This window comes from Polynucleobacter sp. MWH-Berg-3C6 (assembly GCF_018881855.1).
Taxonomy (GTDB): domain Bacteria; phylum Pseudomonadota; class Gammaproteobacteria; order Burkholderiales; family Burkholderiaceae; genus Polynucleobacter.
The window spans coordinates 153,923-173,743 of record NZ_JACVPN010000003.1; the positions used below are offsets into that span (position 1 = coordinate 153,923).

Here is a 19,821-nt window from a genome sequence, read left to right on the forward strand (position 1 = left end):
ATCAAAAACTTGATTTTGGTCAATTTTCTTGCATCGCACCATCGTTATCTATACAATAACCATATTGGTAGTCAGTCTTGTATAAGACTGCGACTTACCACCCAGTGTCTCCTCCACCCAAACAAAGGTGGATTCCAGCCCAGGACTAGTTCCTGGGTTTTTTTTGGGTTACAATTCAAGGCTTTACTGAATTACCGAACTAGTCAGCGGTAATTGTTTTACCAGTTAGATTGCAGAATCTGCGAGCTTGCAAACATAAGCAGGGCCAAGGTGGACGCGGTGTGATTGGAGTAATTTTTTTGACTATAACAATTTGAGAAATCATGAAAACTTTTTCCGCAAAATTCCATGAGGTAAAGCGTGAATGGTTCGTGATTGACGCTACGGACAAAGTCCTCGGTCGTGTCGCCAGTGAAGTGGCACACCGTCTACGCGGCAAGCACAAGCCTGAATTCACACCACACGTTGACACTGGCGACTTTATCGTCGTGATCAATTCATCTAAGCTGCGTGTCACTGGCACCAAAGGCTTGAACAAGATTTATTACCGTCACAGCGGATACCCAGGCGGTATTAGCTCGACTAACTTCGACAAGATGCAAGACCGTTTCCCAGGTCGCGCTTTGGAGAAGGCTGTGAAGGGTATGTTGCCAAAAGGCCCACTAGGCTATGCCATGATCAAGAAATTGAAAGTTTATGGCGACGCTAATCATCCGCACACGGCTCAACAGCCTAAAGCGTTAGAGATTTAAGGAAACCAAATGGCTATTAATTACGGAAATTGGAATTACGGTACTGGTCGCCGCAAGAGTTCTGTTGCGCGCGTATTCATTAAATCTGGCAAAGGCGAAATTACTGTTAACGGTAAGCCTATCGATGCTTATTTTGCTCGTGAAACATCACGCATGATCGCTCGTCAGCCTTTGGCTCTCACAGCCCACTTAACGACCTTTGATATCAAAGTAAACGTTTCTGGTGGCGGTGAAACTGGCCAAGCTGGTGCAGTTCGTCACGGTGTTACTCGTGCATTGATCGACTACGACAACGCTTTGAAGCCAACTCTGTCTAAAGCAGGTTTGGTAACTCGCGATGCTCGTGAAGTTGAGCGTAAAAAAGTTGGTCTGCATGGCGCACGTCGTCGTAAGCAGTTCAGCAAGCGCTAATTTCTTTCAGTCGCTTAGTATTATTGAAAGGGTCGCGCAAGCGGCCCTTTTTGTTTCTACAATAAGTGAAATTGTAGGAATGTTGTATTAATCTACGTAAGACAGATTAATGACGGATGCGGTATTTTGGAGAAAGACATGATTAAGGTAGGCATCGTTGGCGGCACAGGATATACCGGGGTGGAATTATTGCGTTTATTGGCGCAGCATCCTGAGGTAAAAATTGTTGCTATTACTTCTCGTACAGAAGCTGGTATGCCAGTGGCTGAGATGTTCCCATCCTTACGTGGTCGTGTCGAGCTGAAATTTACGACGCCAGATGAAGCCAAATTAAATGAGTGTGATGTTGTCTTCTTTGCAACGCCACATGGCGTTGCTATGGCACAAGCAAAAGAATTACTCGCTAATAATGTCAAGATTCTGGATCTGGCGGCAGACTTCCGTTTGAAGGATGTCAAAGAGTTTGCGAAGTGGTACGGCATGGAACATGGCTGCCCAGAAATTTTGGCTGAAGCGGTTTATGGCTTGGCTGAAATTAATCGTGAGGCAATTAAAAAGGCGCGCGTGGTTGGCTTGGCGGGATGTTATCCAACTTCAGTGCAGCTTGGGCTTGCGCCATTGCTATCTCCAAAATCTACTGGCGGGAAGCACTTAATTGATGGCACTCACATCATCTCTGATTCGAAGTCAGGCACTTCTGGTGCCGGGCGTAAAGCAGAGATTGGCACCTTATTGTCTGAGGCAAGCGATAACTTTAAGGCCTACGGTGTTAAAGGCCATCGTCACCTCCCTGAAATTGTGCAAGGCTTAAAGGCCATCGCCGGCCACGACCAAATTGGACTGACATTTGTGCCGCATCTCACACCGATGGTGAGGGGTATTCATTCAACCTTATATGTGCGTTTGACTGAGGCTGGAATGGGTGTCGATTATCAGGTGCTTTATGAGAATTTCTACAAGGATGAGCCTTTCGTAGATGTAATGCCAGCCGGAAGCCATCCAGAAACACGTTCTGTTAGGGGTAGTAATGGCATCCGGATTGCGATTCATCGTCCTGGCGGCGGCGATACTTTGGTTATTTTGGTAGTGGAAGACAATTTGGTGAAAGGTGCTTCAGGCCAGGGCGTCCAGTGTATGAACCTCATGTTTGGCTTGCCTGAAACCACGGGCCTGACCCAGATTGCGGTTTCCCCATAAAGACCCTTCAGCAGGCTGGGAATTAAAAGCCTAAAATGAATTATCGTTTTCTGAATTAGGAGCAAATCATGACTGAATTAGCTACGCAAACAGCACAAGATTTAGCTGAGCCACCAACCCCATTGGTGTTTACGGATAGTGCCGCTGCGAAAGTGGCTGACTTGATTGCTGAAGAGGGCAATCCAGAGTTGAAGTTGCGCGTATTCGTGCAAGGTGGTGGTTGCTCAGGTTTTCAGTATGGCTTCACGTTTGATGATGCCGTAAACGAGGATGACACCCTCTTTGAAAAGAATGGCGTTACTCTTTTAGTGGATTCAATGAGCTTCCAATATTTGGTTGGCGCTGAGATTGACTACAAAGAAGATATCAATGGATCACAGTTTGTGATTAAGAATCCAAATGCCACAACGACTTGTGGTTGTGGATCTTCATTCTCTGCTTAAGGAAATCAAAAACTACGCAGGATAGCAAGCGCCTAGAATTCTAGGGCCCTTCGCTCCCGTAACGGCTGGCAAATTTGCTGGCCGTTTTTCTTTATGGGCCCAAGCAAGCCAGGCAAAAGCAAGGCCCTCAACGAGTTGCGGATCAATGCCAGCAGAGTCACTGGTTGTAATTTCTATCGGGCCTTTGAATACATGCTGAGCTTTAACCTTCAGTAAATTCATCAACGCATTATTTCGAGCGCCGCCTCCACAGACAATCAGTGCATGGGTTTGCGGGGCATACCTTAACAAAGACTCTAATGCGGAATGTGCAGTTAAATGTAATAGTGTTGCTTGTACATCTTCAGCGAGATGATTGTCTTGACCTATTTTTTCTTGCAACCAAGCAAGATGAAAATCATCCCTTCCAGTGCTTTTCGGGGGTGCTTTGCTAAAGAAAGAATCAGACAACATCTTTGTTAGAAGCGCTTCACTTACTTTACCTTGCAGCGCCCAATTACCGTTTTCATCATAGGCATTGCCTTGATGCTCATGTATCCAAGCATCCATCAACATATTTCCTGGACCACAATCAAATCCGGTCACTTCACCATTTTTTGGTAGAAGTGTCAGGTTGGCAATTCCACCAATATTGAGGATGGCTAAATTTTTATCTTCTACAAATTGCTGTGCATGAAAGGCTGGCACCAATGGTGCACCATGACCACCTGCAGCAATATCACGACTTCTAAAGTCTGCGATGACATCTATTCCCGTCTTTTCAGCTAGGAGGGCAGGGTTGAGTGTTTGGTGGGTGTATGCCATATCCCCAAGCTGTGGTTGATGACGAATGGTTTGACCGTGCGCACCAATGGCGGTGATATCTGAGGGCTGTAAATGTGCTTTTTTAAGCAATTGATTTACTGCTTCTGCATAAGCTAAGGCAAGGGCATTACCAGCCTGTTTCTCACGATGAAGTTCATTGGGGCCGGGGCTTTGAAGGTCAAAAAGGGTCTTACGAAGCTCAGGGCTAAAGGGGGTAGACACCGCTTCTAAAGCGCTGGTTTCCCCGTTGGGCCCAATCTGAGCTAGAACAGCATCTATCCCATCCAGGCTAGTACCAGACATGAGGCCAATATAGAGGGAGTGCAGTTTGTTCATCTAGTTCTCAGGAATGCGACAATTATGCTTAACAATTTAAATACTAAATAACTGTATCAGCATCCGAATCAGTATGACGGCGAAACCAGAACAAAAATATCCATTAACCCCTGAAGTCTTTGCGGCACTCGAAGTTACTAAACGTGGCTGTGACGAGTTATTGGTTGAAGCGGATTGGGTTCAAAAGCTAGCCCGTAGTCAGGCTACCAAGACTCCACTGCGAATTAAGCTGGGTTTAGATCCAACGGCGCCTGACATTCATTTGGGGCATACAGTCGTTTTAAATAAATTACGTCAGTTACAAGACTTAGGTCATACAGTCATTTTCTTGATTGGTGATTTCACCAGCATGATTGGTGATCCATCGGGTCGTAACGCGACTCGCCCTCCTTTGACTGCAGAAGAGATTGCAGTCAATGCAGAGACCTACTATCGTCAAGCGAGTATGGTGCTAGATCCCTCTAAAACGGAAGTACGTTACAACAGTGAGTGGTGTGATCCCTTAGGTGCCCGCGGCATGATTCAGTTGGCAGCAAAACATACCGTTGCTCGTATGCTTGAGCGCGATGACTTTACGAAGCGTTATCGCAATGGTGTACCCATCTCTATTCATGAATTTTTATATCCGCTCATGCAAGGCTATGACTCTGTTGCGCTCAAGAGTGATTTAGAGCTTGGTGGTACAGATCAAAAATTTAATCTTCTGGTTGGCCGCGAACTCCAGCGTGAGTATGGCCAGGAGCCACAATGTATTTTGACAATGCCACTCCTAGTTGGTTTGGATGGTGTTGAGAAGATGAGCAAATCCAAAGGCAATTACATTGGTATTAGTGAGCCTGCTGGTGAGATGTTTGGAAAGCTATTAAGCATCTCTGATGACTTGATGTGGGATTACTTCACATTACTCTCATTTAGACCCATGTCCGAAATTGATTTAATGAAGCAGGAGGTTGCTGCTGGCCGTAATCCAAAAGACTGCAAAGTACTTCTCGCACAAGAAATCGTCGCGCGTTTTCATTCGCAGGCTGCTGCAGAAAAAGCCCTGGAGGACTTTAATCACCGCGCTAAAGGCGGTGTTCCTGGTGAGATTCCAGAGGTTAACCTCACTGGCGCTCCCATGGCAATTGCTAACCTTTTAAAGGCTGCAGGTCTGGCTCCATCTACCTCCGAGGCTAATCGCAACATCGAGCAAAACGGTGTGAAGATTGATGGCGCAACAGTGAGCGACAAGCAAGCAAAGATTGAAGCGGGTACTTATGTTGTGCAGGTGGGCAAACGCAAGTTTGCCAAAGTAACGCTAGTTTAAATATCTAAGCTAGCAGTACCACTTGGAGGCGTTAAGCCAAAGTGCTCATAGGCCTGACGGGTCGCAACTCGACCACGTGAAGTTCTTTGTAGATATCCCTGCTGAATCAAGTAAGGCTCGAGAACATCTTCAATCGTATCGCGTTCTTCGCCAATAGCTGCGGCCAAATTATCGATGCCTACTGGCCCGCCATCAAACTTATGCAAGATAGCTTCTAGCAATTTTCTATCCATGACATCAAAGCCGCTCGGATCTACATCAAGCATTTTTAAGGCTGCATCAGCCATGGCTTTGGTGATGGTGCCAGTACCTTTTACTTCCGCGTAGTCTCGTACACGTCGGAGTAAGCGGTTCGCAATTCGGGGTGTTCCTCTCGCACGCTTTGCAATTTCTACTGAACCCTCTGGGTCAATATCCGCTTTAAGTAAGCTGGCTGAGCGGTTAATAATTTTGGTGAGCTCTTCTGTGGTGTAGAACTCGAGTCTTGCCACGATACCAAAGCGATCACGCAATGGGTTAGTGAGCATACCAGCGCGTGTCGTTGCGCCGATCAAGGTAAAAGGCTTGAGATCAATCTTGACGCTACGTGCTGCAGGACCTTCGCCAATCATGATGTCTAAGCTGTAGTCCTCAAGCGCTGGATAGAGAATCTCTTCAACCACTGGCGAGAGGCGATGAATCTCATCGATAAAGAGCACATCGTTTGCTTCGAGATTGGTCAGTAATGCAGCCAGGTCACCAGGTCTATCGAGAACTGGCCCGCTGGTTTGACGTAGATTGACACCAAGCTCTCTAGCAATGATGTGGGCTAGAGTAGTTTTACCAAGTCCTGGGGGCCCAAAAAGAAGAACATGATCTAAGGCTTCTTGACGTGCTCGAGTCGCACTAATAAAGATTTCTAATTGGGCGCGAGCTTTGGTTTGACCAACGTACTCATCCAACTGTTTAGGACGAAGCGCTCTTTCAAAGACGGCTTCAGAGTTTCCTGCAGATCCGCTCACAATGCGGTCATTACCTTCCGGTAAATCTTCAGGAATAGCGCTTAGGTCGTCAGTGTGAATTGCCATACCGCAAGTGTAGTGGTGTTTATCTCATTAGGGCTTAGATAGATACTTCAAGCCCATTCGTATGCCGTCAGAAACCGAGGTATCAGGAGGGATTTGCTTGAGGGCCAAGAGAGCCTCTTTTTCTGAGTAGCCTAAAGCTAGGAGTGCTTGCAATACTTCACTGCTAGCTTCTATCGCTTGAGGTTTACCTGAGCTAACTCCTAAGTCTGGAGCCAGTTTTCCTTTAAGTTCTAAACAAAGACGCTCAGCAGTTTTCTTACCAATACCAGGTACTTGGGTTAAGCGCCCCGCTTCTTGTAGTGCAATTGCCTGGGCTAATTCATTGACACTCATGCCAGAGAGAACTGCTAATGCGGTTCTTGAGCCAACACCACTGATCTTAATGAGCTGTCTAAATGCCTCACGTTCAGTTTCGGTAGCAAAGCCAAAGAGTTGCTGGGCATCTTCGCGTACTTGAAAGTGTGTGAGAAGGGTAATTTTTTGACCAGCTTGAGGAAGCTGATACAAGGTACTCATTGGCACATCGACTTCATAGCCGATACCTTGGCAATCTACCAAGAGCCTAGGAGGATGAACTGAAACGAGGGTTCCTTGAATGCGACCAATCATATAAAGATCTTAACCTGTAATGTACTCAGATATTTTTATTTGCTACGTTTTTTAGGAGCCAGGGCCGCAGTAATTGCTTGTGGAATTTGCGCATGATGAGCGGCACAGATCGCAACTCCTAAAGCATCTGAGGCATCCGGTCCTGGAGCGCGATTGAGCTTGAGTAGACGCTTTACCATTTCCTGGACTTGAGGCTTAGCAGCGCGACCCGTGCCCACAATGGCTTGTTTAACTCTGAGAGCGCTGTATTCAGCAACTGGAAGGTTCGCTGAAACTAGTGCAGCAATTGCCGCACCCCTTGCCTGACCAAGCATCAGGGTCGAACGTGGATTAACGTTTAAGAATACTTCTTCAATGGCGGCAGACTCCGGTTTATAAGTATCGAGAACTTCTTTAACGCCGGCATAGAGGGCGCCTAAGCGCTCTGGCAGACCTTTGGCTGGATCGCCACTTTCGATTGTTCCCGAGGCAACGTAAGTCAGTTTTTGGCCATCAACATCGATGACACCAAAACCAGTAGTGCGTAAACCTGGGTCAATTCCAATCCAACGCATAGGTATTTAGTTTTCCCGAATCTCTTAATGCTTAATGGCGGAAATGACGTGTGCCAGTAAAGATCATGGCAATACCATGTTCATTGGCTGCAGCAATAATTTCATCATCACGCATACTGCCACCTGGCTGAATTGCGCAACTTGCACCACCGTTTACAACAACATCCAAGCCATCGCGGAATGGGAAGAAGGCGTCACTCGCTACCGCGGAGCCCTTCAAGCTTAAGCCTGCATTTTCGGCTTTAATACTTGCCATGCGCGCAGAGTCCACGCGACTCATTTGACCGGCACCAATTCCCAGTGTCATACCATTGGCGCAATACACAATTGCATTAGATTTAACAAACTTTGCAACGCGCCAAGCGAACATCATATCGTTCATCTCGCTTGGAGTAGGCTGTCTTTGGCTTACAACACGCATTTCGCTTTGCAGAACATTCTTAGAGTCCGGTGATTGCACTAATAACCCACCGCCAACACGTTTGAAATCAAAATTATTAAATGCGGCACCCAAAGGAATCTCTAAGAGGCGCACATTTTGTTTTGCAGCGAAAATCGCTTTTGCCTCATCGCTAAAGCTTGGGGCAATAAGTACCTCCACAAATTGTTTGGAGATAGCTTGGGCTGCAGCGCCATCACACGGCACATTGAAAGCAATAATTCCACCAAAGGCTGAGCTCGGATCGGTTTTGAAAGCCTTTTCGTAGGCTTCTACTGCCGTTGCACCAACAGCTACACCACATGGGTTGGCGTGCTTGATGATGACGCAGGCAGCAGCGCCGCCAGTATTACCTGTAAAGCTCTTGACGCACTCCCAAGCAGAGTCCGCATCAGCAATGTTGTTATAAGAAAGCTCTTTACCTTGTAATTGTTTGTAGTTAGCAAGTGCGCCGTCTACTGGATAAATATCTTTATAGAATGCGGCGGATTGATGTGGGTTCTCGCCGTAGCGCATCTCTTGCACTTTTTCAAAAGCAAGATGCAAAGTTTCTGGATAAGAGGATCTGGCTTTATGATCTAAGTCGTCACCCAATGCAGAAAGATAATTGGCAATCGCACCATCGTACTGCGCAGTGTGCGCAAATACTTTTTTAGCCAGAGCTAAGTTAGTTTTATAAGAAACTACATTCTTGTTGGCTTTCATTTCCGCCAATACTGGTGCGTAATCTTCAGGGGAAATCAACACGGTCACATCTTGATGATTTTTAGCTGCAGCCCGCAACATGGCTGGGCCACCAATATCAATATTTTCGACTGCGTCTTCAAAAGAACAGGTCTCTTTAGCAACCGTTTCATTGAAGGGGTATAGGTTGATGACCAGCATATCGATAGTATCGATACCATGCTCTTTCAGGGCTGCCATATGCTCAGGGAAGTCTCTGCGCGCCAATAGGCCGCCATGCACCATGGGGTGAAGCGTCTTGACACGTCCATCCAACATTTCTGGAAACTTCGTTAAAGAAGAGACCTCTACTACCGGTAGATTATTTTCAGCTAGAAGCTTAGCTGTTCCGCCAGTCGAAATCAGTTTGATGCCCTGCTCATGAAGAGCTTTAGCAAAAGGCACGATGCCATTTTTATCAGAGACGGAAAGGAGGGCTGTACGGATCATATTTTCGAAGGGTCTTATTGGTAAATGGTGTATCGATGACTTACTTATTTCAGTATTTGATGCTCGACCAGTTTTTTATGCAGAGTATTGCGATTGATCCCAAGATATTGGGCTGCTAGCGATTGGTTTTGTTTGGCATGCTGCATGACGAGCTCTAGCACTGGTTTTTCAACGACAGTTAATACCATTTGATAGATGTCAGAGGGAGGTGTGCCCTTGAGGTCATTTAAATAACTTTGCAACTGGGTTTCAATACATTCGGTAATAGGGTGTTTATTGGTCATAATTTATCTACATGCTAAAAACGAAAATAACTAAGGTGCAACTAAGCTGCTTCTAAAAAAAGTAAACGGTCTGAATGGGATTTCATCTCATCAAAATAATCATTCACCATTTGCAATTGAGTTTTGCAATCATCAGCAGTATTCATACGCTGACGAAATGCATGTGAATCACGCAAACCTTTGCAATACCAGCCAATATGCTTCCGGGCTGTACGCAAGCCAATGTGCTCACCATAAAACTCGTAATGATCAAGGAGATGGGCATTCATAATGGCTTGAATCTCATTGATTTCCGGAGTTGGGAGCTTGCCACCAGTGTCAAGGTAATGATTGATTTCGCGGAATATCCATGGACGACCTTGGGCAGCACGTCCAATCATGATGGCATCAGCGCCAGTGATCTTTAAAACAGCCTCTGCCTTTTCTGGGCTATTGATGTCACCATTAGCAACTACCGGAATGCGCACATTAGTTTTTACAGCAGTAATCGTTTCATATTCTGCTTCACCGTGATATAGGTCTGCTCTGGTGCGACCATGAACGGTGAGCATCGAGATGCCAGATCGTTCTGCAAGGCGGGCAATTTCAATGGCATTTTTATGTTCGCGATCCCAGCCTGTACGAATTTTTAAAGTCACTGGTACTGCATCGGGACCAATACCAACCGCATTAACAACGGCTTCCAAAATTTGCTGCACCAGCGGTTCATCTCGCAAGAGGGCTGAACCTGCGGCTACATTGCAAACCTTTTTTGCCGGGCAGCCCATATTGATATCGATAATTTGTGCGCCGTGATCCACATTTATTTTTGCTGCTGCAGCCATCATGGCTGGGTCTGCGCCTGCAATTTGTACAGCGATTGGTTTGAATTCACCTACGTGATTAGCGCGACGTTGCGTCTTTTCGCTTTTCCAAAGCAGAGCATTGGAGGCCACCATTTCGGATACGGCATAACCTGCACCCAACTTCTTGCAAAGCTGTCTAAATGGGCGATCGGTCACCCCAGCCATAGGGGCCACAAATAGTCTATTTGCGAGGAGGTGAGGGCCGATCTTCATCTATTGGGGTTGGTGTAGGAGGTGTCTTGCGGAAAGCATGACACTTTAGCACAAAGAGATCTAAATCTGCCTAATTTTTAGGCAGGTTCTTTGATTCTGGTCAACGGAAGAATGTTGTGATTTTGGGGGCTTTTTAAGCCCCTTAGCGCCTGCCAAACATCATCTGGCGAGCTAAGGCTGTTTTGACTGGTGGAAGCCACTGCAGGGCGGATAAGGCCAATCCACGAGCCATCACAATTGGAGCAAGATTGGAAGTAAATACTCGAGCCATGAAGTCTGTCAGACCAATCGTGGTTGTTCTATCTGTTTTGCGACTTTGCGCATAGCTTTCTAATGCATTTTGAAGATCTACTGGAGTTTGGTTTTCTACTGCACCTGAAAATACCCCGACTAATTTTTCAGCAAGCAAAAAGGCATCCCGTAATCCTAAATTTAATCCTTGCCCTGCAACTGGGTGCAGGGTTTGTGCGGCGTTACCAATCCAGACTTCATTGTCTTTGGTAATTTCCTTGCGGTAGTTCAGTCCTAACTCATACAAGCGACGATCTTGAATTTTTAAAAAGCGGCCAATGCGTGAACCAAATTCTTTTTGTAGGGATTCCAGAAAATCTGCATCACTTAATTGCAGGCGATGCTGTGATGACTCTGGCGATCCACACCAAACTAGATTCAAAATATGATTGCCATAATGACTTGGAAGCACTGCTAATGGACCTTCAGAGGTAAAGCGTTCCCAGGCCTGATAGGGCGCTGCGTTTTCTACTTCAACTAATCCCACTAGGGCCGACTGGCCGTAGTCTCGCCCAGATTCAACCCAATCTTGAGTTTTAAATAAGCCCCCTTCAGCATGCACTATGCATTTAGCATTCATGCTTACAGGGCTATCTTCTTTGTCAATGTGTAGCCATTCAAAATGAGGGCTCTGAGTTTGAATGATTCTCAATGCTTGGCGAAGTGTGATGTGAATATCACGATAGCGAATGATGTGACCCAAGGCATCTTGTTTAAGCTCTTCCCGTGTCATCAAGGCACGGCCAAATCGACCCGCCTGTGAAACATGTACGCGATGAATATCAGCGCATTCAGAGGGCCAGGCATGAATCGTATCGAGTAGAAGCTTGCTGCCATGCGAAAGGGCGATGCCTCGGCTATCAGCTGAAGCTAAATCAGCATCCTCTTTTGGGTTACGGTCGATCAGAGTAAGTTTTGCATCTGGAAACTTTTGTAGAGTCCAGGCTGCGCAAGCAAGGCCAACAGGTCCGCCTCCATGAATCAAGATATCGCAACTAGATGAACTCATAGCTGATGTTTAAGCATGCTTCATGAGGGCTTCAATTTCATCGGCCTTCACTGGCACCCCACGCGAGATTAATTCGCAGCCAGAGCTATTAATGACGGCATCATCCTCAATCCGAATACCAATATTCCAAAAGGCCTCGTCGACATCATCCGCAGGTCTTACGTATAGACCTGGCTCAATCGTAATGACCATGCCGCTTTTGAGAATGCGCCAAGGCTTATCTTCTTTAGAGGAGCCTTCAACTTGTTCGCGATACGAGCCAACATCATGTACATCCATACCTAACCAGTGTGAAGTACGGTGCATATAAAAACGCCGATAAGCGCCAGTCTCGATTGCATTCTCCAGCGAGCCTAATTCAGAGAGCTTGAGGAGTTTTTCATCAAGCAGACCTTGCGTTAATACTTTGAGCGCAGCATCGTGGGGCTGCATAAAAGTATTCCCAGGCTTGCTTGCTGCAATTGCTGCTTCTTGCGCAGCGAGTGTAATGTCATAAAGCGCGCGCTGAGGGCCAGAAAACTTTCCATTGACTGGGAAGGTGCGGGTGATGTCAGATGCATACCCATCAAGCTCGCACCCCGCATCAATTAAACAGAGGTCGCCGCTACGTAATTCGGTTGATCCAGCTCGATAGTGCAGGATGCATGAGTTTGCACCGCCAGCAACGATGCTGTTATAGGCAACACTCTGAGAACCACTATTGCGGAACTCATGAAGTAGCTCGGCTTCAAGTTGATACTCACGTATTCCGGGTTTGCACACCTGCATCGCGCGAATATGGGCGCGGGCAGAGATGGCTGCAGCACGGCGCATCGTATCAATTTCCTGTACGTCTTTAAAGAGGCGCATCTCATGAATGAATGCTTCTACATCATGAAATTCAGAGGGCGGGTTAACGCCTGAGCGCGCTTGACCACGAACTTGCTTCATCCAATGACGTAAGCGACGATCCGCTTCTGCGCTTTCTGCTAAGCGGATATAAACCGCATCTTGATCAGCTAATAATTCACCAAGTTTGCGATCAAGCTCTTGATTGCTATGCGCGAACTCAATGCCAAGTTTTGTTGGTGCAGCCTCTGGTCCGAGGCGGATACCATCCCAAATTTCTCGCTCGGGATCTTTAGGTCTGCAAAATAAATGGGATTGCAATTCGTAGTCTTTGCCACTACCTTTTACCGTCATTACTAAAGTTGCGCCTGGCTCTTCAAAACCAGTTAAGTAAAAGAAATCGCTGTCATGACGATAGGGAAATTCGCTATCGCGATTTCGTGCGACTTCAGGTGCAGTAGAAATGACGGCAACACCGCTACCAGTCTTGGCGTAAATTTGTTTTGCTAGCGCATTTCTGCGTTCTTGATAAATTTTGTTATTCATAAGCTGCATTGAGCTCTTGTAAGCGTTGTGGAGTCCCTACATCGTGCCATGGACCGGTATATTTTTCACCAGACACTTTATTTTGCGCCATAGCCTTCCTCAGAAGGGGTGCCAGCTTTGCCGGAACGCCGATTTCTAATTCTCTAAAGAGATCCTTGTGGTAGATGCCAATCCCTGAAAAAGTGAGCTTCTCTGCGCCTTCAGAGGGGTGATCGCTCACTAATCCATCTTTCAGATAAAAGTCCCCATTGGGGTGCTGAACCGGATTTGGAACCATGAGAAGGTATGCCAACAATTTACTGGGCTGATTGCGCAGTTTTGAGACCACGTCTAAAAGTGCCTGGACAGGTAGGTTGGGACTAAATACATCACCATTAATGACTAAAAAATAATCCTCTGGCAAAAGCAGAGGGAGCGCCTTACGAATGCCGCCAGCAGTTTCTAGCGCACTACCCTCAGGCGAGTATTGAATCTTGAGACCAAATTGCCGACCATCTTTCAAACTTTCTTCTATTTTTTCACCAAGCCATGCATGATTGATCACAGCCTCTTGAATGCCTGACTGAGCAAGAGCTTCCAGATGCCAGGCAAGCAAGGATTTATTTTGAATCGTGAGTAAGGGCTTTGGCAGACTATCAGTCAGAGGCCGCATCCGCTCACCCCTACCAGCGGCGAGCAGAAAACAAGGAATGGATTGATTCTTGTTCATACGTGTTTACTGACTAGTCTTTCTTTTGACGAGTGGACTCCAAAATGCGCGCTAATGGTTTTAGTTCAATATAGCGATTAGCAGTAGCGATTGCATATTCCAGTACTAGAGGGATATCTTTCAGGTATCCATCCTTGCCATCACGATGAAAGAGTCTTGCAAAAATACCAAGAACTTTCAGGTGTCGTTGTAAACCCATCCACTCAAAATCGCGATAGAACTGACCAAAATCATCCGGCATGGGTAGTTTGGCTTTACGACCTGCTTCCCAGAATTTAATGACCCAATCAATCACACGCTCCTCTGGCCATGCTATGTAAGCATCTCGCCATAAAGAGGCGGCATCATATGTAATTGGCCCATAAACAGCGTCTTGAAAATCGATCACGCCTGGATTGTCTTTTTCTGTCACCATTAAATTGCGTGAGTGGTAATCGCGATGCACATAGACTTTTGCTTGTGCTAGATTATTTTTAATAATGAAGTCAAAAGCTTGTTTGAGTTGAGCTTGTTGTAGATCGCTTAACTGAATATTGAGATGTTTCTTCAAATACCATTCAGGAAATAAATCTAGTTCTCTTTGTAGGAGAGCTTGATCATAGTTTGGTAGTACACCAGGTTCGCTAGCTAATTGCATTTGCACTAGAGAATGAGTTGCATCTGCATAGAGGTGATCTGCAGTTTCGTTATTGAGTTCTGCAAGATAGGTTTTGGTGCCCAAATCATTTAATAAAAGAAAACCTTCAGCAGTATTTTGTTCAAGTATTTTGGGGACATTTAATCCGGCATTAGAGAGCAATAAATCCACTCGAATAAATGCATCTAAAGGTTCATGCTCTGGAGGGGCGTCCATCACGATTAAGGTCTCAAAATTGGGCTTTTGAGACTCAATACGGAAATAGCGTCTAAAGCTGGCATCTGCTGAGGCTGAGGTCAAAGTGGCGAGATCTAATTGCCAGCTAGGCTGTAGGCCTTTTAGCCAGTTGCGGAGGGTGTTTAAGCGAGAGTCAGTCATGGTCGATTCGTATAATAAGGCTGGTCTGGATCCATGAGTCATTATCGCCGTCGCGCCGGCCTTTGCGCCCCTCTTTTTTTAGCTATGACCCTGCGCGTAATCATGGGGGTGATATTGCTTCAATTCGCGTTACCGATTCGGGCGCAGGCTCCTGCGCCATTGCCCCCAACTTCACAAACTTCTACGAATACGGTACTTTTGCCTGATCGTGGCAATGTGACCGTACTGAAGTTAGATGATCAATTGCGCGTGGGTCAGCCAATTGAAGATGGTAAAGCATTGACATTCACTTCTAGTGATTCAATTGATGGTGTAGTAGATCGCGATATGCATTTGAAGGGCCGTGCGCAAATTCGTCGCAACGGCGCGGTTCTTAAAGCTGATGAAATTACTTATGACCCCGATACAGATATCGCTGACTTAATTGGTAATGCAGAGCTCTCTAAAGGGAATGTTGTCTTTAAGGGTCCTCAGGGTCAATTTAAAGTCGATGCACGTGAAGGTGCGATGGAGACTCCTAGTTATGAACTGCGAGATAGTAGAGGCAGTGGGAAGGCAAAAAAACTCACGATTGAAGGCCCTGATGTTTTTGTTTTTGATAAGGCAACCTATACCACCTGCACTCCAGAAAATATGGATTGGTATTTCACGGTCAGTAATTTAGAAATCGATAACGAGCAAAAGGAAATGGTTGGCACCCATGGGGTGATGCGATTCTTTGATGTGCCCATTGCGTATATTCCTTACTTCACCGCCCCGACAGGCGGTCAACGTCGTTCAGGACTTCTGGCTCCGATTGCTGGCTATAACTCGAACAATGGTTTTGATATTACCCAGCCTTATTACGTCAATATTGCACCGAATCGTGATTTGCTGTTATTGCCTCGCTATATGAATCAACGTGGTGTGATGTTGGGCGCGCAATACCGTTTCTTAGATACAAAATATTCCGGAACTCTTGGTGGCGACTTCTTGCCATACGACAAACAAACTGGCACTGATCGATGGAAATACGATTGGCAGCAGCGACAAGCATTTACTGGTGGGGTTGGGCCAGGTGGAGTGCCCTTGCCTGGATCGTGGACTGGTTATGCGAACATGGCCAGGGTTTCAGATAATTTATATCCCACACAATTTTCTCAAAGCCTAGCTGGGGTTGTAACCAATCAATTCCGCCAAGAAGTTGGAACGACAAAAGGGCTTACAGGTAGTTTGAGTAATTGGAATGTATCTGCAAGAGCTTTAACATTTCAAACCCTTCAGCCAGATCCTACCTCTACTGTTCAGTCGCCTTATAACGTTTTGCCAAACATTACTGCTACTTATAACAATCGCTTAACTCCAGCTGCTGCAAGTGCAGACGGTAAGTATTTAACTTTACCGAGTGGTCCGGCCACCACTTTTTCCACTGACTTTACGCGCTTTGCATACAACATTCAGGGGCACCTCGCTGCTACTGCACCAGGTGTTTATAGCCAGGCTGATAGAACGGTAGTAAAAGGTGCAATGGCTTTGCCTCAAGTGACGCCAGGTTATTACCTGACGCCTAAGGTGAGCTTTCAATCAAATAGCTATAACGCAACTCCATTCAATACTGTTGGTGTGGCTCCAGTTCAAGGTTTCACTATCCCTACGTTTAGTTTGGATTCTGGTTTGGCGTTTGAAAGAGATGCTGCCGAGTTGAAAGGATTCTTTGGGCGCGATATGTTGCTGACGATTGAGCCAAGAGCTTTTTATGTGTTCACACCATATCAAAGTCAAGCGCAGACACCAATTTTTGATACGGCCTATTCTGGCTTTGGCGTTTCTCAAATCTTTTCTGAAAATTCATTTGTTGGTAATGACCGTGTTGCCGACAGAAATGCGGCAACCCTAGGTATGACTAGCAGAATGATTGAAGCTAATACGGGTGCAGAGCGAGCCAGCGTCACTTTGGCACAACAGCAGCAATTTACTGGCCAGAAAGTAGGCTTAAACGGCAATGTTGTTAATCCCTCGACCTATTCTGATACTTTGGGTTCTGCCTCATTACGTTTACTTGGAAACTTCAGCGCTGATATGTTTGGTCAGTACAACACCCAACTTAATCGCTTTGTACAAAGTACGGTGGGTGGAAGTTGGAGGCCTACCCCTGGCAGAAGTCTGAATTTTGGTTATCGTAATGTGTGGTCGCCGCCAGTCCAAGCATCAGTACAAAATAATCAATCATTTACTCCAGCAGCAACCACTACTGATCAGTACAACATCTCTGGACAATGGCCACTCTCGCGCGAGGTATCTGTATTGGGTCGCTGGGGTTATGATGCTTTAACTACTAAAACATTAAATACCTTGTTAGGTCTAGAGTGGACGAGAGATTGCTGGACCTTGCGCAGCGTCTACTCACAAATACTCAATACCTCTCAAATAACCACTACCCAAGTGCTCTTCCAAATAGAATTTAGGGGCTTTGCTAGCGCAGGCAGCAGTCCAGTTGATATCATGAAGCTAAATGTACCTGGATATATGCCAACTTCAAAACCAATCCCACCTTCAATATATGAGAACTATCAATAATGCTCAGTAGGAACCTTTTGAAACAGATTCTGTCCGCCATCCTAGTCTTAAGTGCTGCTTCGTTTGCGGGCGTTGTCTACTCTCAAGATTCAAAGACTGGTAATACAACAGATAGCAAAATTCGTAATATCGATGGCGTCGCTGCCGTAGTGAATACCGGTTTTGTAACTCGTAAAGAAATCGATGACCGCATTATCGCCCTCCAGAAGCAGGGGGCAAAGTTGCCAGATGCTGCCAGCTTAAGAACACTGGTATTAGAGCGCCTCATTATCGAAAAAATTCAACTTCAGAATGCCGAGCAAGAAGGCATTGTGGTTAGCAAAAAAGAGTTAGAAAAAATTATTGGTGATATTGCTGAGAAAAATAAATTAACTTATGCGGAGTTCAAAGCCAAAATCATTGCAACAGGTATGACGTTTGAACGTTATAAAGAGACCTTGCGGGATGATATTGTCTTAAGTCGGTATCGCGAGCGAGCAGTAGAGGCCAAGATTAAGATTTCAGATGCAGAGGTAGACAATTTCATTGCAGATCGCATGCGTGCAATGGCTGGTGGTGGTGAGCAACGTTCTGCGCCGCCTGCAAAAGGCGAGCCTGAAGAAATTGATGTCGCGCAAATTTTTATTCCAGTAGATACGGGTGCTGGTGCAAGTGCTCAAGCCGAAGCAAAGAAGCAAGCCGAGGCTTTGCTGCGTGATGCAAAAGGAGATGTAGATTTTTTACAGCTCGGTGCCGCAGCTGCAAAAACAAATCCTAAAATTAAATTTCAAGATTTAGGTTACCGTAGCCCCGATCGCTTGCCGCAATTGTTTTATGAGGCCATTCGCAATACTGGCGGCGGACAAGTTGCTAATGCAGTGGTGAAGAGTCCGGCAGGGTATCACGTGCTGAAGGTTTTAGATCGTCGCGCACTTAGTGCGGCCCCCGCTGCGCAGCAGGTAGCATCACAAGATTCTGCGCCGACAACGCCCCAAAATATTCCAATTACCCAAACCATGGCGCGTCATATTTTGTTAAAAAAGAGACCAGGCTTAACCGATCAAGACGCAGAGAGACGTTTGCAAGGCTATCGCGATCAAGTACGAGCCAAGACTGCTGATTTTGGTGAGCTCGCTAAAAAGTATTCTGAGGACGGATCAGCTCCCAATGGGGGTAATTTAGGGTGGATGGGCCCTGGAGATTTGGTACCTGAATTTGAGCAAGCAATGAATCGACTTCAAATTGGTGAGGTCAGTAATCCAGTGAAGTCTGAGTTTGGTTGGCACTTAATTCAGGTATTGGAGCGCCGCGAAGCGCAGTTAACGGTTGAAAAGCAGCGAGATTTTGCGCGTGCAGCTATCCGCGAAAGAAAGTTCGAGCAGGCCTACCAGGATTGGATTCGTGAATTGCGCGACACAGCAACTGTAAAAATCTTGAACTCAGACGATGCAGCCAACGCCGCACCCCGTTAAATTAGTAATCACTACTGGTGACCCTGCTGGTATTGGACCAGAAGTTTCTCTGGCTGCAGCAAAAGATTTTTTGAGTCATCAGCCTGACGTTCGCATTACTTTATTGGGTGATGCAAGTTTATTTAAAGATTCTTCAGGCAAAAGCCCAAGCACCTCTGATCATTTAAAGATTGAGTCAATTTCACTGGGCTCACCCAGGGTTCCGGGGGTATTAAATCCTGCTAATGCGCAATATGTCCTGAATCTTCTAGACCGAGCTAGTGACGCCTGTCTTCATGGAGATTTTGATGCGATGGTCACGGCGCCAGTTCAAAAGAGCCTGATTAATACTGCTGGTATTCCTTTTACTGGGCATACCGAGTATTTAGCGCAGCGCTGCAATACAGAGCATGTTGTCATGATGTTGTGTGCTCCATTGCCAGCAGGTTTTTTGGGGATTCAATCGCGCAAGGACTTTAGGGTTGCCTTGGCGAGCACTCACCTTCCCTTGAAGGATGTTTCATCTTCCTTAAGTTATGAGCTCTTGCTTGAAACGATTCAAATCGTCAACCAAGATTTGCATGACAAATTTGGTATTGCCAAGCCAGTGATTAGGGTGGCTGGCTTAAATCCGCATGCAGGGGAGTCTGGTTATTTGGGCCATGAAGAAGTAGAGATGATTACGCCAGCAATTGAATCGGCCAAGCAGCAGGGAATTGATGTTTCTGGACCATACCCTGGGGACACCATGTTTGACCCTTCAGCACTCGAGCATGTCGATGCATTCATAGCGATGTATCACGATCAAGGATTAGCCCCGTTTAAGTTTGTCACTTTTGGCGGCGGCGTGAATGTGACTTTAGGCCTACCAATCATCCGAACATCAGTAGATCATGGAACTGCTTTGGATATCGCTGGGAAGGGAATTGCTGATTCTGGCAGCATGCTAGAGGCTCTCCGTTTGGCTTATGAGCTCGCCTTAAACCAAAGAAAGTTAAGCTAGG

The 19,821-nt window shown here is 46.1% G+C and carries 19 protein-coding genes; 8 read left to right on the forward strand and 11 right to left on the reverse strand.

Translation table 11 applies throughout. From position 1 onward, the window contains the following. The first annotated feature begins 323 nt into the window (after positions 1 to 323). The 4 genes from rplM (at position 324) to erpA (ending at position 2,803) form a co-directional block, all read left to right on the forward strand. Positions 324 to 752: a 50S ribosomal protein L13 gene (rplM, locus tag ICN13_RS07195; protein WP_216139716.1), complete on the forward strand. Its 429-nt coding sequence runs from the start codon at positions 324 to 326 to the stop codon at positions 750 to 752. Positions 753 to 761: 9 nt separating this feature from the next. Continuing rightward, entirely contained in the window at positions 762 to 1,163 is a 402-nt protein-coding gene (gene rpsI, locus ICN13_RS07200; RefSeq protein ID WP_015422033.1) for a 30S ribosomal protein S9, read from the forward strand. Between the two features lie 138 nt (positions 1,164 to 1,301). Beyond that, positions 1,302 to 2,360: an N-acetyl-gamma-glutamyl-phosphate reductase gene (argC, locus tag ICN13_RS07205; protein WP_216139717.1), complete on the forward strand. Its 1,059-nt coding sequence runs from the start codon at positions 1,302 to 1,304 to the stop codon at positions 2,358 to 2,360. A 68-nt stretch (positions 2,361 to 2,428) separates the two neighbouring features. Continuing rightward, positions 2,429 to 2,803 (forward strand): iron-sulfur cluster insertion protein ErpA, encoded by a 375-nt coding sequence (gene erpA, locus ICN13_RS07210; RefSeq protein ID WP_087908592.1) that lies wholly within the window; start codon positions 2,429 to 2,431, stop codon positions 2,801 to 2,803. Between the two features lie 12 nt (positions 2,804 to 2,815). Here erpA and ICN13_RS07215 read toward each other — a convergent pair whose 3' ends face one another. Continuing rightward, positions 2,816 to 3,943, reverse strand: coding sequence for an anhydro-N-acetylmuramic acid kinase (locus ICN13_RS07215; RefSeq protein WP_216139718.1), 1,128 nt, complete (start codon positions 3,941 to 3,943; stop codon positions 2,816 to 2,818). A gap of 73 nt (positions 3,944 to 4,016) precedes the next feature. Here ICN13_RS07215 and tyrS point away from each other — a divergent pair, with 73 nt between their 5' ends. Next, complete coding sequence (gene tyrS, locus ICN13_RS07220; protein WP_216139719.1) at positions 4,017 to 5,249, forward strand: tyrosine--tRNA ligase; 1,233 nt, start codon at positions 4,017 to 4,019, stop codon at positions 5,247 to 5,249. Here tyrS and ruvB read toward each other — a convergent pair. From ruvB to ICN13_RS07270, 10 genes are all read right to left on the reverse strand, one after another. Next, positions 5,246 to 6,316, reverse strand: coding sequence for a Holliday junction branch migration DNA helicase RuvB (gene ruvB / locus ICN13_RS07225; RefSeq protein WP_216139720.1), 1,071 nt, complete (start codon positions 6,314 to 6,316; stop codon positions 5,246 to 5,248). The two genes, tyrS and ruvB, sit on opposite strands and share 4 nt — an antisense overlap. A 27-nt stretch (positions 6,317 to 6,343) precedes the next feature. Next, the gene (ruvA, locus tag ICN13_RS07230) at positions 6,344 to 6,925 is read right to left on the reverse strand and encodes a Holliday junction branch migration protein RuvA (RefSeq protein WP_216139721.1); all 582 of its coding nucleotides are present in this window, start codon (positions 6,923 to 6,925) and stop codon (positions 6,344 to 6,346) included. A gap of 35 nt (positions 6,926 to 6,960) precedes the next feature. Next, positions 6,961 to 7,479: a crossover junction endodeoxyribonuclease RuvC gene (ruvC, locus tag ICN13_RS07235; protein WP_216139722.1), complete on the reverse strand. Its 519-nt coding sequence runs from the start codon at positions 7,477 to 7,479 to the stop codon at positions 6,961 to 6,963. A gap of 31 nt (positions 7,480 to 7,510) precedes the next feature. After that, positions 7,511 to 9,091 carry a bifunctional phosphoribosylaminoimidazolecarboxamide formyltransferase/IMP cyclohydrolase gene (purH, locus tag ICN13_RS07240; RefSeq protein WP_216139723.1) on the reverse strand — a complete coding sequence of 527 codons (1,581 nt, stop codon included), beginning with the start codon at positions 9,089 to 9,091 and terminating at the stop codon, positions 7,511 to 7,513. A gap of 44 nt (positions 9,092 to 9,135) precedes the next feature. Then, positions 9,136 to 9,375 (reverse strand): helix-turn-helix domain-containing protein, encoded by a 240-nt coding sequence (locus ICN13_RS07245; protein ID WP_216139724.1) that lies wholly within the window; start codon positions 9,373 to 9,375, stop codon positions 9,136 to 9,138. Positions 9,376 to 9,416: 41 nt separating this feature from the next. Beyond that, positions 9,417 to 10,433 (reverse strand): tRNA dihydrouridine synthase DusB, encoded by a 1,017-nt coding sequence (dusB, locus tag ICN13_RS07250; RefSeq protein ID WP_216139725.1) that lies wholly within the window; start codon positions 10,431 to 10,433, stop codon positions 9,417 to 9,419. Between the two features lie 142 nt (positions 10,434 to 10,575). Beyond that, positions 10,576 to 11,733 (reverse strand): FAD-dependent monooxygenase, encoded by a 1,158-nt coding sequence (locus ICN13_RS07255; RefSeq protein WP_216139726.1) that lies wholly within the window; start codon positions 11,731 to 11,733, stop codon positions 10,576 to 10,578. Positions 11,734 to 11,742: 9 nt separating this feature from the next. Then, positions 11,743 to 13,116: an aminopeptidase P N-terminal domain-containing protein gene (locus tag ICN13_RS07260; protein WP_216139727.1), complete on the reverse strand. Its 1,374-nt coding sequence runs from the start codon at positions 13,114 to 13,116 to the stop codon at positions 11,743 to 11,745. After that, entirely contained in the window at positions 13,100 to 13,816 is a 717-nt protein-coding gene (murU, locus tag ICN13_RS07265; RefSeq protein WP_216139728.1) for an N-acetylmuramate alpha-1-phosphate uridylyltransferase MurU, read from the reverse strand. Before murU ends, ICN13_RS07260 begins: the two co-directional genes overlap by 17 nt. Positions 13,817 to 13,829: 13 nt before the next feature. Beyond that, positions 13,830 to 14,831, reverse strand: a complete 1,002-nt coding sequence (locus ICN13_RS07270; RefSeq protein ID WP_216139729.1) for an aminoglycoside phosphotransferase family protein — start codon at positions 14,829 to 14,831, stop codon at positions 13,830 to 13,832. Positions 14,832 to 14,864: 33 nt separating this feature from the next. Here ICN13_RS07270 and ICN13_RS07275 point away from each other — a divergent pair, with 33 nt between their 5' ends. Genes ICN13_RS07275 through pdxA form a run of 3 tightly spaced genes read left to right on the forward strand, consistent with a single transcriptional unit; the run spans position 14,865 to position 19,820 of the window. Next, positions 14,865 to 17,387 carry an LPS-assembly protein LptD gene (locus tag ICN13_RS07275; RefSeq protein WP_216139730.1) on the forward strand — a complete coding sequence of 841 codons (2,523 nt, stop codon included), beginning with the start codon at positions 14,865 to 14,867 and terminating at the stop codon, positions 17,385 to 17,387. A 17-nt stretch (positions 17,388 to 17,404) separates the two neighbouring features. After that, complete coding sequence (locus ICN13_RS07280; RefSeq protein WP_255534081.1) at positions 17,405 to 18,838, forward strand: peptidylprolyl isomerase; 1,434 nt, start codon at positions 17,405 to 17,407, stop codon at positions 18,836 to 18,838. Beyond that, positions 18,813 to 19,820 carry a 4-hydroxythreonine-4-phosphate dehydrogenase PdxA gene (gene pdxA / locus ICN13_RS07285; RefSeq protein ID WP_216139732.1) on the forward strand — a complete coding sequence of 336 codons (1,008 nt, stop codon included), beginning with the start codon at positions 18,813 to 18,815 and terminating at the stop codon, positions 19,818 to 19,820. Before ICN13_RS07280 ends, pdxA begins: the two co-directional genes overlap by 26 nt. Position 19,821 lies beyond the last annotated feature (1 nt).